12 protein-coding genes are annotated in these 15,168 nt (G+C 46.9%); 5 read left to right on the forward strand and 7 right to left on the reverse strand.

Annotated features, from left to right (window positions below; all coding sequences use genetic code 11):
- Nucleotides 1-87 precede the first annotated feature (87 nt).
- Nucleotides 88-1,032 carry a hypothetical protein gene (locus H6F56_RS19785; protein WP_242032091.1) on the reverse strand — a complete coding sequence of 315 codons (945 nt, stop codon included), beginning with the start codon at nt 1,030-1,032 and terminating at the stop codon, nt 88-90.
- 244 nt (nt 1,033-1,276) lie between these two features.
- Between H6F56_RS19785 and H6F56_RS19790 the strand changes: the two genes are divergently transcribed.
- Nucleotides 1,277-2,800, forward strand: a complete 1,524-nt coding sequence (locus tag H6F56_RS19790; RefSeq protein WP_190671593.1) for a calcium-binding protein — start codon at nt 1,277-1,279, stop codon at nt 2,798-2,800.
- Nucleotides 2,801-2,979: 179 nt separating this feature from the next.
- Here the strand turns inward: H6F56_RS19790 and H6F56_RS19795 are convergent, their stop codons facing one another.
- From H6F56_RS19795 to H6F56_RS19815, 5 genes are all read right to left on the reverse strand, one after another.
- The gene (locus tag H6F56_RS19795) at nt 2,980-3,765 is read right to left on the reverse strand and encodes an RNA polymerase sigma factor SigF (RefSeq protein WP_190671594.1); all 786 of its coding nucleotides are present in this window, start codon (nt 3,763-3,765) and stop codon (nt 2,980-2,982) included.
- Between the two features lie 383 nt (nt 3,766-4,148).
- Nucleotides 4,149-4,982: a photosystem II manganese-stabilizing polypeptide gene (locus H6F56_RS19800; protein ID WP_190671595.1), complete on the reverse strand. Its 834-nt coding sequence runs from the start codon at nt 4,980-4,982 to the stop codon at nt 4,149-4,151.
- A 539-nt stretch (nt 4,983-5,521) separates the two neighbouring features.
- Nucleotides 5,522-6,409, reverse strand: coding sequence for a mechanosensitive ion channel family protein (locus H6F56_RS19805; RefSeq protein WP_190671596.1), 888 nt, complete (start codon nt 6,407-6,409; stop codon nt 5,522-5,524).
- A 136-nt stretch (nt 6,410-6,545) separates the two neighbouring features.
- On the reverse strand, nt 6,546-7,463 hold the full coding sequence (locus H6F56_RS19810) for a phytanoyl-CoA dioxygenase family protein (RefSeq protein ID WP_190671597.1): 918 nt from the start codon (nt 7,461-7,463) through the stop codon (nt 6,546-6,548).
- A 328-nt stretch (nt 7,464-7,791) separates the two neighbouring features.
- Nucleotides 7,792-8,379, reverse strand: a complete 588-nt coding sequence (locus H6F56_RS19815; RefSeq protein WP_190671598.1) for a hypothetical protein — start codon at nt 8,377-8,379, stop codon at nt 7,792-7,794.
- Here H6F56_RS19815 and H6F56_RS19820 point away from each other — a divergent pair.
- The 4 genes from H6F56_RS19820 (at nt 8,366) to H6F56_RS19835 (ending at nt 11,704) form a co-directional block, all read left to right on the forward strand.
- Nucleotides 8,366-8,581 carry a hypothetical protein gene (locus H6F56_RS19820; RefSeq protein WP_190671599.1) on the forward strand — a complete coding sequence of 72 codons (216 nt, stop codon included), beginning with the start codon at nt 8,366-8,368 and terminating at the stop codon, nt 8,579-8,581. The two genes, H6F56_RS19815 and H6F56_RS19820, sit on opposite strands and share 14 nt — an antisense overlap.
- A 278-nt stretch (nt 8,582-8,859) precedes the next feature.
- A complete protein-coding gene (miaB, locus tag H6F56_RS19825; protein ID WP_190671601.1) occupies nt 8,860-10,209 on the forward strand; it encodes a tRNA (N6-isopentenyl adenosine(37)-C2)-methylthiotransferase MiaB in 1,350 nt (449 codons plus the stop codon).
- Nucleotides 10,210-10,245: 36 nt separating this feature from the next.
- Nucleotides 10,246-10,422, forward strand: coding sequence for a hypothetical protein (locus tag H6F56_RS19830; RefSeq protein ID WP_190671603.1), 177 nt, complete (start codon nt 10,246-10,248; stop codon nt 10,420-10,422).
- Between the two features lie 172 nt (nt 10,423-10,594).
- Nucleotides 10,595-11,704, forward strand: coding sequence for a D-alanine--D-alanine ligase family protein (locus H6F56_RS19835; protein WP_190671605.1), 1,110 nt, complete (start codon nt 10,595-10,597; stop codon nt 11,702-11,704).
- A gap of 107 nt (nt 11,705-11,811) precedes the next feature.
- Here H6F56_RS19835 and H6F56_RS19840 read toward each other — a convergent pair whose 3' ends face one another.
- On the reverse strand, nt 11,812-14,439 hold the full coding sequence (locus tag H6F56_RS19840) for a CHAT domain-containing protein (protein ID WP_190671607.1): 2,628 nt from the start codon (nt 14,437-14,439) through the stop codon (nt 11,812-11,814).
- Between the last annotated feature and the right edge of the window lie 729 nt (nt 14,440-15,168).

Genomic DNA, 15,168 nt, shown 5'->3' on the forward strand with positions numbered 1-15,168 from the left:
TAATCTGTAAAGTTACTGTAAAGGTCAGAACTTACAGACAGATAAACACAGATGAGGTTTCTAATGTTTTCATAAATTTTACAGCACTCAGTCCGGTGCTAAGTCTTTCTGAAATTGAGGGCGAAATTTACTACAGCATCGCTGAAAAAAACTGCTTAAAGTGGGTACTTTTATTCCTAGGCTGCTTGAAATTTCTTCCCAACTTTGCCCTGAAAGGCGGGCTAATGCAATAGTTTTGAAGCTAGCATCGGGTCGATTTCTAATGTATTCTTGTTCAAAGTTCTTTCCCGGATCGCTTTCGATATACTGGCGAGTTTCTTCGACTAATGAAGTTGAATCGGGTTGGGCTATATTTTCTAAATCTGCAAGTGAGGGAAGTTCCTCAACGATAGGATTGCTAAATTCTCGGCGGCACTCTATCACCAATTTATCCAAGCGAAAATTAACCCAGTTTATGAATTTTTGAGTTTGGCCACGTTCTGGGTCATAATTGTCAATATTTTTACAGACATAAGCCAAGGTTCTAATCACCGCTTCTTCATAAAGCAGCTCGTAAAATTCTGCGGAAAACTTTTCTCGATGGGGCCGACAAAGCTTTCCAGATAAGCGAATGGCTTCCACTAATTCGCCAAGCAGATGCCGGCGCAAAGCCGAATTTGAAGGCTGTTTTTGAATTTCTACAGCTAATTGTTTGAGTTGCTCGTCTTGCAAACACTCTCTTAACGCTTGATGGAGTAAATGATTTCCCCAAACTTTAATCGGAGTACGTTGAGGGTTATACCGGCTAATTTCTTGGGAGACATCAGATAAAAGCCTTGCTTGAAGCCGCTGGTAAATTTCTTTCTGCACCTCAGAGAAGGGATGACCACTGATTGGGCGGCAAATAGTACGCCCTCGCAAGATTTCTTCAACCAGTAGGGTTAAAGCTTCTTGTCCTTGCTGAGTTTGAGGATTGTAACTGCCGGCATTGATAAATCGCAGTTCCAGTTGCTCATTCATGATCCATAAAAGTGTGAGTGGTAGGCAACTCATTAATCGCTATAGAAGCGTTTGCTGCTCATTATGACTCATTCGTACGTATATGCCATTACGGATTTTGTTACAAAAATTAATTTTGGAAATTTTGCATAAAACCCCCTTCCCAAGCCTGAGTAAGGGACAGAAAGAGGCAGTTGACTCAGGTAAAACACCGCCTGTAGTCAAGAGATTGCAAAAAATACAAGCGTCGCTGGCTGCTTCTTAGTTAACTAAACAACGCTAATTTGGAGTAATTGATATGGCTACAATCTTCGGGACATCTGGAAACGACAATCTGCCTAGACTTACTGATCCAAGCACAGCCGGCGACGACTACATCTATGGCTTAGAAGGCAATGACACCATCAATGCGGGTAGCGGCAGCGATATTATCAATGGGGGTACCGGCATTGATTCGATGGTAGGTGGTTTAGGTAATGACGGCTACTATGTAGACAGCAGCAGTGATGTGACTACTGAAGGAGTGGGTGCAGGCATAGATAGCGTCTATTCATACGCCGGCAGCTACACCTTAAGGGCAAACGTCGAAAACCTCTATATGTACGGCAGTGCTTATTCTGGCTACGGCAATGCACTTAACAACTCTATCGTGGGCACTAGCGGCAATAACCTGATCTCAGGCGGTGCCGGTGTCGATACGGCGGCAGGCGGGTTAGGCAGTGACGCTTACGTTGTAGACAGCACCAGTGATGTGGTGACTGAAGGCGTCAATGCCGGCACCGATAGTGTCTACGCCTCTGCCAGCTACAGTTTAGGCGCAAACGTGGAAAACCTTTACCTATCTGGCACCGCTTATTATGGCTACGGCAATGCGCTTAACAACTCTATCGTCGGTAATAGCAGCAATAACTACCTCAGTGGCGGTGCCGGCGTCGATACAATGGCAGGTGGCATAGGTAGTGACGTTTACGTTGTAGACAGCACCTCTGATGTGGTAACTGAAGGCGTCGATGCCGGCACAGACGTTGTCTACGCCTCTGCCAGCTACACCCTAGGCGCAAACGTGGAAAACCTTTACCTCCAAGGCAGCGCTTATTACGGCTATGGCAACGCACTCAACAACTATATCGCTGGCAATAGCGGCAATAACCTGATTTGGGGCGGTGCCGGCAACGATACGATGGCAGGCAGTGCTGGTAATGACATCTACTATGTAGACAGTACCAGTGATGTGATTATTGAAGGGGTGGGTGCCGGCACAGACGTTGTCTACGCCTCGGCTAGCTACACCCTAGGCGCAAACGTGGAAAACCTTTACCTCCAAGGCAGCGCTTATTACGGTTACGGCAACGCACTCAACAACTCTATCGTGGGTAATGCCGGCAATAACTACCTCTGGGGTGGCGCAGGAAATGACACAATTACCGGGGGTGTCGGCAACGACACAATTAGAGGCAGCGTCGGCAGCGATGTCTTGACTGGAGGTGCCGGTGCAGATTACTTTAACTTCTACTCTACCAGTGAGGGTAGTGATTCAATTACCGACTTTAGCTGGGGACAGGGAGATAAAATTGCACTTTCAGACAGTGGTTTTGGTGGCAGCTTAACCACCACAACAGGAGTCACACCTGGATCTCTGCTTTCCTCCCAGTTTCGCACCGGCGCTGGGGCAACTACTTCCAATCATCGCGTCATCTACAACTCATCAACCGGCGCACTTTTCTTTGATGCAGATGGTACAGGAGCAGCCGCGCAGGTACAAATTGCCAGCCTATCAACAGGCTTAGCTCTAATTAGCAGCGACTTCCAGGTGATTGCATAGAATCATTAGCTTTCTGCTCAAAGACCAAAGCAATTTATTTTATAACTTCAGCTCCTTTGACAGCTCAAAACTGTCAGAGGAGTTTTTCTTAAACAAAACTTAATAGCAAGCAGCTTATAAAAAAAAGGCGCGATCTTTAGCAAATCGCGTCCTTCAATTGTTCATCTCAAATTAAAACCTTAGTTCTCATCCCCTTCCGGCACACCCATCAACTCTTTTAGGGAGTCCAACCCTTTCTTAACACGACGGGAAACCGTTACTGCGCTGATTCCCATCCGATCGGCGGTTTCTTTTTGTGTTAAGTCATAAAGAAATACAAATTCTAAAATCTTGCGAGTCCGTTCCTCTAAGGTAGAAAGAGCTTGCTGCAAGCGAATTACGTCTTCTTGTGCCAGTTGGAAACTGCGATAGTTGTTATCCGGGACAAGATCTCCGAGGGAAGTAGAGCCTTCATCCTCATCCTGCATGGGTGCATCTAAGCTCAGCGGCGCACGATTACGATTAGCTAGCTTCACTTCCTGCCATTCTGTCACTGAAATTTCTAAGGCTGCGGCAACCTCCGTATCGGTGGGGTGCCGGTTTAGCTTGACTTGTAGATTCTGCATCACGCCAGATGCTTGACTTTGCAGGGTCACCCACTGCCGGGGAATTCGCACTGAAGGGCTTTTATCGCGCAGATAGTGTTGAATTTCACCTCGGATGTAAGGGATCGCAAAGGAACTAAATGCGTGTCCTTTGGACATTTCAAAGCGTTCTATTGCCCGAATTAATCCGATGCTACCGACTTGCAGTAAGTCTTCATAACTTTCTGTGCACTGGTTGAGCCAGTGGTGCACTTCTTTTCTGACCAGTCCAAAATTAAGTTTAACGAGCTGATTGCGGAGTTTTGGAGAGGGAGAAGTTTGGTACTCACGTAATAGTTCCAAGCTCTCGCTTTTGAGTTCATTGGTTACTATGTTAGCCATGCGGAATTTTGGGTTGGTAGAGCACTTTAAGAGATGAATCTAATTTAGTTTGATAGAGAACGGCTGAAACCGCTGTGATGCAAGACACATCTAATAAAAACAGAAGCTTTGTGGCCGGCTCTTCTCTGTAACGCTAAGCTTAAATAAATTAATCTGGCTGTAGTTGCCAGCTTTATATAAGATGTTTTGCCTGCAATCTGTGCTTATTCGATTGCGTGGGTTATTCACTACAATTTAATATATTACCCGGATTGCCTCGATTACAACCGTATATCTACTAGATTGAATTTTGCTGCTATCTGTTGGTTCTATCAGAGCTGGCCCAGAAACAAGATGCCACAGAGGTTCCCTTCTCACCTCTGCGGCCAAGGAACTAAGCGTGTTTACGAAGCAGGTTGAACCCGACCGTAAAACAGGCCGCGAATCCTTACGTCTAGAGCTTCTTTAGCTCCTAAATCTGTATCTGAGGGCTGTTCGCTTTCAAAGATCCCTGCAATCTCACCTGTGTAATTGTCAACTTTAGAGACTTGAAGGGAAATTCTGCCTTTGCCGACTTCAGCGCGTTTGACGTTGACTTGAGTTAAGTCTTCGTTATCCCCCTTGGCAGGAAGGGCCACAGCATTGTCGTAGCCGGTAGCTTCGCCGCGACCTTTGGGATCGAGGAAGCCGGCACTGCGATAGGAGGGGACTTTGAACTTTCCTTGGAAGTCTGTGGACGTGTTAATGCCTTCCAAACCAGCTTGGCTTTTCGCGACCAGATTTTTAACTGTGAACAAGAAAGGGACTCGTTCGCCACCAGGCATCTGAACTGTCACAGCTTGAAAGTCTATCCCATCTTCTTCTACAAAGGTGAGGGAACCATCTTGTGCCGGCTTCAGTTTGCCTTGAATCTGGGTAAGGGTGGATGTGTACCGAGTCAGCATTTTGCCCGGAATAAATTTGGCCTCTTGCCGCTTATTGCCAGATTCTTCCTTCACAAAAAAGGTTATTGGCTGTAAGCAAAGATCGGTCAAAACATAGGACTTGCTTGAATCAATAGGAATGGAACCGCGAGAAGTTTCTTCTAATTTGGGACAGTTATTAGCCAGTCCAGTTCCTCTGATCTGGTCGTAGGTGAGTGGAACGCTACTTGCCGTTGCCGGCCCATCACTACAAGCAGTTAATACACTCAGGCAAACCGCCAAAAGTGTCACGATGAACGCTCGATAATACCTCATGATCAACCTCAATCTCTAAGCTCAATCTCCAATGAAAAAAATCACTCCCGCAGCAATGTTATGTCAGGCTCTAGTGATTTAAGCGAAAGCACAGACTGCCTTTGACGCCCTGAGGAAGGGAGCATCAGCCGTCAAAAACACCCGCGCTATGCTGTGGGATCGTCGGCCTCCCTAGTGATTTTGAGCCTTACATCTGACGCTAATTGCGTAGAGAATTGCTGCTTTTAAGGAGGCCAGATACAGCATCTAAAAGGATGGATTGCTTGACAGCAATTTTTCAAGCTTCAAAAGCAATGGCCGTAAAGCCTTTAGCCTGTAAGCTTTCTCAGAGCGCCAATCTGGACAATCTTACCAAAATTAGGATCGCTCTGAACCGATAGAGTGCGGGATGATCCCCGGATCTTTAATTAACAGGCTGTAGCGAGCGTTAAAAGGTTGAGTTTGAGAGTCCTGCAAACGGTTTCTCAGCCTGTCTGCCAAAAGGGTGCCGGCAACGGAAAACGACTTGCACCGAACCCTAAAGGGCTGACAGCACTCAGCTAATTGCCATTTCCATGCTCGGCAACCGGATAGTGATCCTTGTATTTTTCTTGATCGAAGTGGTAAACCGTGCGAATCGGGTAAGGGATATTAATTTCAGCGAGATCGCAGGCTTCTTTTAGGGCAATGATCACATTGGTTTGGGTGCGCCGTACTTGAGCTTTTTCTGGAAATGTCCAGTAGCGCACCATGAAGTTGATTGAGCTATCCCCAAAACCAACGATATCGATTTCTGCTGGGGGTTTCGATAAGACGCCTTCAACTTTTTTGACGGCTGACAAGAAGGTTTCAACCGCTTGCGGCAGAGAGGTATTATAATCTACTCCGATGGCTAAGTCAGTTCTGCGGTGAGGGAAGGCGGTGATTACCTGTACCGCATTTGTAAAGACAGATGCATTGGGCACAACCACTCGTTCTCCCTGATAGGTGCGAATTTGGGTGGAACGAATGGAAATTTCTTCGACTGTGCCTTCAAAGCCTTCGACAATGATTTGATCGCCTATTCTAAAGGGTTCTTGCAACAGCAGGAGGATGCCGGCTAAAAAGTTTTTGAAGATATCTTGAAAGGCGAAACCAAAGGCAACGGAACTCAAACCCAATAAGCCAATGATGTCGCCCAGGCGCAAGGATGGAAATGCAACGACGCAGGCGACGAGGATACCAACAACCCAGGTAGCAACATAACTGACTTGGATCAGCAGCAATCGCAGCGAAGGGTTTTTAATCGCCCGATGAACTGCTGCTGAGACAATGCTCCTAGTGATATTGGCGGCGTAGCGGGTGATGAAAAAGATCACAAGTGCCAGTCCTAATCCTGGCAATATCTTTATTGTTTGACCGAACAGCTCTAATAAGCTTTTATTAATTTGTTGAAGCAGATCCGTCATGGTGAGAGCGTATTTATTGGCGGCATCTGTACTATTCTAGCTGTCGGCTGCAATTTGGCTGGTGTGAAACTCCGGGTAGGGAACAGTGGGTTGGAAATTTCTTCACGTTTCCTATTTTCCCTTACTGAGAATTTCTCTATTGCGGAAAATTTAAAATATCTCTCTTCCAAAGCCTGTAGTAATGCAGGGTTGTTCTCAAAACATGTTCTACCCGTGACATTTTTTTAACCGGCTGCTGGATGTTATTCTCATTCTCGTCTGGGACTTGTAGCAGTGGCTTATCCATCCAATAGCCCATCCCTGCCGGCACTAATTTAGAACCCAATACTGCACAATCTGATTTGGTAAAGTAATGGCTGACGATGCTTTTTCGAGTTAATTGGGGATTATTAATTGCAGTTCCCCCATGCAAAAGCTGGGAGTGCCAAATAAAAACATCTCCCTTTTTGGGCAGGAATATTTCTTCTTTTAAACCCCACTCACTGAGCTTTTGCTGCACGTATTCTTGCCAGGAAGGGAATTCTTCATTGACGACATGGGGGCTGCCGGTGGAAAACCGATAAATCGGGATTTTATGACTTCCTGGAACATAAGATAAGGGACCCGCATCGGGATGGCAATCTTCTAAAGCGATCCAAGTTGCTGCGAGATGGCAGTCACTCAGCGGTGTCATGTAAAGCGAATCGACATGAAGAAATTGCTGAGTGCCATAATCCAAGCTTAAGCTGTTACATAACACCGGCGCATCGGGTAAAAGTCCGTCTAAAATTTCTACTAATTGCTCATTTAAGCTGAGGCTGCGGACTTCCTCATAATTTAAATAAAGATCATTGACTTTGCAGCGGTGCTTCTTTTCTTCTTCAGAAAGAGCGCTCATATAGCACCGGCGATTAGTATCTATATCATCTACTACGACATTATTGGGAGATTCTTTCCACAAGCGTTTGTGAAGTTGATTGACTTGATCTATCTCGGCATGGGAAAAAAATGCCGGTAAAACTAGATAGCCGTTTTCATCCCAAAATTGTTGCTGTTCTCGCGTTAACATTGACATTCTCTACACGATTGGTTATTTTGGATGACTGGTTGCCCCTATCAATTTATCCCCCTAATTCCAGAGTAAGGGGGTTTTAACGGGTTTGCTTCCATCGCAGTTTTGACTTTAGCCAGTTCCGGATATTTTCTAGCGACAGACTGAACTAACGAAAAGTTTTTTCTTACTCTGCTGTTATTGTAGGCAGAAACGAAACTTCAGCGATGAACACTTACGCTGAATTTGGGATAACTATCGGCAAGCTTATTAGCCTTGAAATCTTATCATCAAAGTTTGGGACAATGAGGGATAAGATTTTATACTTTCTATAATTTCAAGGCTTTGCTTTTTACTGAAGAGTAAAAGTTTTACTTCTGCTGACGCTGTCTCCACCGATTTTGTCACGCACTGTTATTTCTATCGTATATTCACCGGGGTCTAATTTTTCAGTTGTTGTTGCGTCAACAAAACCCACTGGAGACTTAGCGATATCATTGGGTAAAGCGATATGTCCTTGATCACCCAATACGCTTTCTTGTGCTCCGATCACTTCTCCTTGAGAATCTTTGACTTGAATATCTAAATCGAAGCGGTTTTTCCCGTCGTCACCTTTTTCAAATTTACCAACATTCACTAAAACCAGATTGACTTGATCGCCTTTTTGAAAAACTCCGTTTTCAATCGGTTCTAGCTTGCCGGTGCTTTCATCTTGCTTGGCTAAAATTGCGGATTCTACTGCTAATTCTGCGCCGACAGCGGATTCGGCAGATGGAGAAGATTCAGCAGTTGGAGAAGATTCGGCACTTGGAGAAGATTCCGCAGATAGTGGATCTTCAGCAGATGGAGAAGATTCGGCACTTGGAGAAGAGCCGGCAGATGGAGAAGATTCGGCACTTGGAGAAGAGCCGGCAGATGGAGAAGATGTGACTGCCGGCAAAGGTTCAGAGGATGTGGCAGCTGGCAACGATTCAGACTTAGCAATTGATGTAGATTCAGCTGTTGGTGAAGTTTCGGCTGCCGGTTGTGATTTGTCTGAACAACCATTTAAAAAAATTATTAAACTGCTTAAAACAATAGAAGCTGAGGCCAAAGTCAATTGTTTACGCATTTTTAGCCTTTTATTCCTTTGCCTTAAATAAAGCCTTGTATTTTCAAGAAAGCTAGAGTAGCAGTTTTGTTAAGAAATGTCAAGAGACGGGTAAATGGGAAACCGGCCAGTGAAAATACCAAAGACAATTACCCTTGCGGACAAAAACAGATATAAATGACACAATACGAGTCTTTCCCCAATACAAAGCGCATTCGAGCAGTAATAAAATCTATAATTTAGTTTGTGTGCTAGGAAACAGATTTCCCCCGTATAGCCGCGCTTACAGCCTTTTAGCGCCAAACTCCTTACAGATTATCCCCGCTTTCCATGACTACCCTTCCCCGCCGGTATCACATCACAACCTTCGGCTGCCAAATGAACAAAGCCGACTCCGAGCGTATGGCTGGCATCCTTGAAGATATGGGCTTTGCGTGGTCAGAAGACCCCAACGATGCAGATTTGATTCTATACAATACCTGCACAATTCGGGATAACGCCGAGCAAAAAGTTTATTCTTATTTAGGCAGACAAGCTCACCGTAAGCGCCTGCAGCCAAACCTCACCCTCGTCGTTGCCGGCTGCGTTGCTCAGCAAGAAGGGGAAGCGCTGTTGCGAAGAGTGCCAGAACTTGACTTGGTAATGGGACCCCAACACGCCAACCGGCTAAGAGACTTACTCGAACAAGTCTTCGCCGGCAGTCAGGTGGCAGCAGTTGAGCCGGTTCACATCATGGAAGACATCACTAAACCGCGCCGTGACAGTAATGTTACCGCCTGGGTGAATGTGATTTACGGCTGTAATGAGCGCTGCACCTACTGTGTTGTTCCAAATGTACGTGGCGTTGAGCAATCTCGCACACCGGAAGCAATTCGTGCGGAAATGGAAGAATTAGGCCGGCAGGGTTATAAAGAAGTGACACTGTTGGGTCAAAATATTGATGCTTACGGACGCGATTTACCAGGCGCTACCGCAGAAGGCCGGCATCAGCACACCCTCACAGATTTGCTGCACTACGTTCAGGATGTGCCAGGAATTGAGCGCCTCCGCTTTGCCACTAGCCATCCCCGCTATTTTACAGAACGTCTGATCCGCGCCTGTTCTGAGTTACCAAAAGTGTGCGAACATTTCCACATTCCTTTCCAGTCAGGCGATAATGACATCCTCAAGGCAATGTCGCGGGGTTATACTCACGAGAAATATCGCCGCATTATCGACACAATCCGTCAATATATGCCCGATGCTTCTATCACTGCAGATGCGATTGTGGGCTTCCCTGGAGAAACAGAAGCACAGTTTGAAAAAACACTCAAACTGGTGGAAGATATTGGGTTTGATTTGGTGAATACGGCTGCCTATTCGCCGCGTCCAGGTACACCGGCTGCCTTGTGGGAAAATCAGCTCAGTGAAGAGGTAAAAGCCGACCGGCTGCAACGTCTGAATCACCTGGTTTCTATCAAAGCTGGTGAACGCTCAGAGCGCTATTTAGGGCGAATTGAGGAAGTGTTGGTGGAGGAGCAAAACACCAAAGATCCCAGCCAATTGATGGGACGTACAAGCGGCAACCGGCTCACATTTTTCCCCGGCAATATTGCTGAATTAAAAGGTCAGCTTGTGAAAGTCAAAATTACCGAATTTCGCGCGTTTAGTTTGACGGGTGAACTTGATTTAGGCAATTAAAGCAGGGAACCCATTTTTGCAAATAGGGCTGTAGGCGTGTTACCAGCGTGCTTACAGCCCTATTTTGCTAATCAATCTGGAGTCATGCTGGGCAAAATGGTGACTATCCGTAAGCCAGTTGAATTGATTCACGAACTCTTGTACAATCCTGAATCACCTTCTGGGGTGATTGGATTTGCCCCAGCTTATCTCCCTGAGGGGCAGTGGGAGTGAGTGCCAGCGAACAGAACCCGCGAGCTTGAAGATATCAAAGTTTATCTGCGAAATTTAGCCCTGTAATTGGTAATTAGCAATAGTAATAAGTCATTGGGATGAGCAATTAATCATCCATCATTGTTACCCATTACCCATAAGCAAAAGACAAAGGACAAAGGATAATTAACAAATGACAAAATTGCGAGTCGGACTGTTATTTGGTGGACGATCTGGAGAACATGAAGTTTCGATTAGTTCCGCACGGGCAATTGCACGCGCCTTGAGCGATGAGCAAAACACCGGCAAGTATGAATTGCTGCCGATTTATATCCAAAAAGATGGTATTTGGCACGCCGGCGATGTGGCACAACAAGTTTTAACGGCTGGAAAACCCCTGCAATTAGAATCCCAAACTCCTGCCGCCCAACTTCCCCCAGCCGATTCCCAGGACTTGATTCCTAGCACTTCCCAACAGCTCAACCGTTGGCAATCTCCCCCGCAAGTGGCGGATGTGGACGTTTGGTTCCCAATTTTGCACGGCCCAAATGGTGAAGATGGTACGGTGCAAGGATTGCTGAAATTAATGCAAGTCCCGTTTGTGGGATCTAGGGTTTTAGGTTCAGCGATGGGGATGGATAAAATTGCCATGAAAATGGCGTTTGGTCATGCCGGTTTGCCCCAAGTAAAATACATGGCAATTAACCGCTCGCAAATCTTCTCTAATCCTTGTGTTTTTCCCAAACTTTGCGACGAAATTGAGCAAACCCTCGGTTATCCTTGTTTTGTCAAACCGGCAAATTTAGGCTCCTCTGTCGGTATTTCTAAAGTGCGTTCCCGCGAACAGTTAGAAGCGGCTTTAGATAGTGCCGCCAGCTATGATCGGCGGATTATTGTTGAAGCCGGTGTTGTCGCCAGAGAAGTGGAATGCGCGGTGTTAGGCAATGATCACCCCAAAGCATCGGTTGTGGGCGAGATTACTTATCAAAGTGATTTCTACGATTACGAAACCAAATATACCGAGGGAGTTGCCGGTTTAGCGATCCCAGCATCTCTGCCAGAGGCAGTCACCCAAAAAATTCAAGAAATGGCCATTCAAGCATTTTTGGCTGTCGATGCTGCCGGTTTGGCACGGGTAGATTTCTTTTATGTTGAATCCACCGGCGAAGTATTAATTAACGAAATCAATACGATGCCAGGGTTTACCGCTACCAGTATGTACCCCCAACTATGGGCAGCCACCGGCATCCCGTTTCCAGAATTAGTCGAACAACTGATCCAACTGGCACTTGAAACTAGATAGGGGGATGGGGGATTGGGCATGGGGCATGGGGCATCGGGTATAGAGGGGATGTATTTCTTCCCCTCTCCCCCTCTCCTACTCAGGACTGAGGACTCAGCACTCTCCCTTCACTCTTCGTCCTTCAATTGCAAAAGCGCCTGCCAGTCCTTGATCGCAGCTTCTGACCACATCCAATTTTTGGCAAGGGCGTCTTGTTGAAAGTTCACCGGATCTTGAGACATGACATAGTTGCGGGTTTTGATCGCTTTGCTCAATACTGCCACCCGTTCCTGTGGGGGTAGGTTTTTGGCCGATTTCATCAGAATCAAGGCTGAACCGGCATAAGCGGTGAGACTATCGCGACTCGCGGATGAATCCGGGGTAGCGGGTGATCCTTGTGGGTTGCCATCGGCTACCAGTTTAGTCGCAGTCCCTGAATTTGCTTGTTGCAATTTCAAAACCTGTCCCCAACTTTGGCCGGCTCGATTCAAATTGCCTTCCGCGTAGTAGGCAAAGCCTAGGGCAGTTTGAGAAAGTGACGAGTTGGGTTGCTGCCTAACAGATGCTTCCCAGCGCCGGCGCGCATCATCAACGCTGTAATCTTTGTTGCCGGCTTGGACAAACTGCCAGATCAACCTGCCGTAAAGAAAGTTAATCCTCGGTTCATCCTGTTGTTTATTCGGCAGTGCGGCGAGAGCAGCCTTTGCCTGTGGTAGTGCGCCCCGATCTAACAATGCTTCGACAGCTTGCTGTCCTTCTACTAGGTTGCCCCTATTGAACTGTTCAACCGCATTCGCAACGACTTGCGGAGTGCTGGCTTTCTTCAGTTCGCTGGGATTTAAATTCTCCGTGGGTGACGGTGAAAGGGTTGCCGGTGCTAAGTTTTCTACCGGCTGTTTCGACTGAAAGATTTGATCTCGAAAAGACCATAAACCCACAAGCGCCAGCAAGCTAATGCCCACAAAGCTGATCGCTAGCTTTGAGAGTGAATTCTGAAGCCTAAAGGGTGATTTGGGAGCGCTGACTTGAGCTTGAGGCAACTTTTCTGCCTCCGCCTGTCGCTGATTTTGCGGTTCCGCCTGACGCTGCCGGTCACTGCTAGGGGTTGCCGGCAATTGTCGCTGTTTCGACACGGGTGCCGGCTGGTAGCTTTCTCGGAAGTCTTCCTCGTCATCTGGAGGAATCTGCCGTTCTGCTGTGGCTGAGGCTGAATCTGAGATATCTAGCTTACGAAACAACTCAGCCACGAACGCTGAAGCGTCTTCTTCATCAGGCAAATCGTCATAGCCTAACTCGTCGGCTGAAACCTCTTCATCCCCATAATCCTCGTATCCCAGGTCATCAAAGGTATCTTCCACCTCTGCATCGTCATAGTCGCCATACAGGTCGAAATCATCTCCATCCTGTGAATTGAAGGGGATCGGCGATCTTGCCTGCCGAGTTGCCGGTAAACTCAGATCCTCTTCCGGCATTGACAAAGAGCTGTTTACATGATATTGAGAAGATAAATACCCATCAAATTCATGATGGAGATACAGAATCGGTAACGCCCAGTAAAGCTGATTAGACCCGTAAGCCGAAATCAGTCCCTGCCGCGCCCGACTCAGGCTCAGATCCACAGCAAAGCCAGAGGAAAGGTTCCGGTAAAACAGCCTCGCCAGCGTTAGGGCAACATCATCGGGAATGCGTTCCGCCATTGCCAGCACAGCCGGTATTCCGCGCTTGACGAGGGCTTCTGCTAGGTTGCGTTCTCCGGTGTCGTCTGTTGGGTGTGAGGTGGCAGCGTGGGCACCTCGGCAGGAGTTGAACACGGCCAACTGGATGCCATTGTTGGCCAGCAATCCGGCTAAATCATAACCGTTTAATGTTTCTGTCAAGCCGGTGGTTCGGCTGACGAGATAAAGTTCGCCCCCTGACGCACCTAAATTACTGTGGCCGGCATAGTGAAAAACCTGATATTTGCTTTGTTCTAGCGCTTGTGTCAGAGAAGCGCGATCAGGCTGATCCAAGATTGTCAGTTGCATTGCAGGGCCGGCAGCACTTGAGAACGAGCGACTTTGCAGTTCTTTTTTTAAATGATCCGCTTCACGCTTGAGTTCCAGACTTTGTTGGTCTGTAGGAGCGGCAAGCACCATTAAAATTTTTAAAGTCGTGGCATTGCGCTCTTTGTCGTGTCCCTCTAGGGGAGGCTGGCTTACCCCTTTAATCGGAGGTTGATAGCGGGAAAAAACCACATCCGTGCCGGTGGCAATTGGGCGGTTGCCGGCATGAAGCACTTCCCAAGGGAGACGAGGGAGGGTGCTGCCTTTAAGTCCCAAGCGCAAGCGCAGCACTTCTCGCCGGTGCTGAGCAATCCCTTGAGCCGTCATCCAGCTGTCGCGTAAGGTGCCTTGAAATAAGTAATTGTACAGGTGCCGGCCTAGGGCCACTAAGTTAACCGCTCGTGCAGCCTCACCCGGATCTGCGTCTAAATCTTCCTGTTGTGCAGAAAAGTAAGTTTGTTCGCGTTTTTTCGATGTTTTGGTTCCCTGAATGTTTGTTAATGCCTCACCAGTTGCCAGGGTTGCATTTTCCTGCAACAAACCTAGCAATGGGTCATTCATCAAGTGACGAGCTTGGGCCAACCACTCGTCCACCGGCCAAGTCACCTGCTCTTCAGCTAAGGGCACGCCAGGGATTACCCGTTCTGTCCGCACCAGATATTCATTTCCCCCTACTGGGGTAACAGAAATATGAAATTCTAATTCCTGAGTCACAGCGTCAGTGTACTCCTGCTCCAGTCCTCAATCAAGGGCTGAAGGTTAACGTTGAAACATCGCATTTATTTCACACTCCTACGAGAGTTTGGCGAGTTTTAACTTTAACCTTCAACTGTTCTGTTGGCCTTTACGCTCAATATGCTCGTTCCTTCATAGAAGGTAACTTAGTATTCGTAGCTTCAGCCACAGTCGCCCCAAACGCTTAACAAATCCCAAAAATGTCAAGGCGCTCTTTCAGGCAATGGCCATGCCGGAACTCACTGATGAGACTATCTGCCAAGCAAAAAAGTTACCGCTTAGGCTCAACTTTTCAGCTATTACTAATACCCCTCAGTTTTATCCGGATCGCTATGGCTAACCTCAGAACAGTACAATAGATGCACCCTGATTGATAGCCTCGGCCATACAAAGCTGGGGCTTTTTTGTTTAAAGAAATTTCCCAACTCTGCCTTAACAATTTTACCTCCAAGCGATCAAAATTTTTTCAATCCTCAGATTCAAGTTGTTACCGGCAGCGCTGTTGTTTTCAGATTTTGCGTTTGTGCCGCTAAAGATTTTCCGGATGTCTCTATCAACCCCAAGAACAATGAATTGGTAGATGCACCCTGATAAACTTTCCCAGCCTTACCAAGGTTGGGATTTTTTTTATTAATCAACACATCCGGATCAATTTGCTCGGCAGATGTACTTTCCCCAGATTTAGAAACTCAAAACAACGATCTTATT

The sequence above is a fragment of the Microcoleus sp. FACHB-672 genome (genome assembly GCF_014695725.1).
Lineage (GTDB): Bacteria > Cyanobacteriota > Cyanobacteriia > Cyanobacteriales > Oscillatoriaceae > FACHB-68.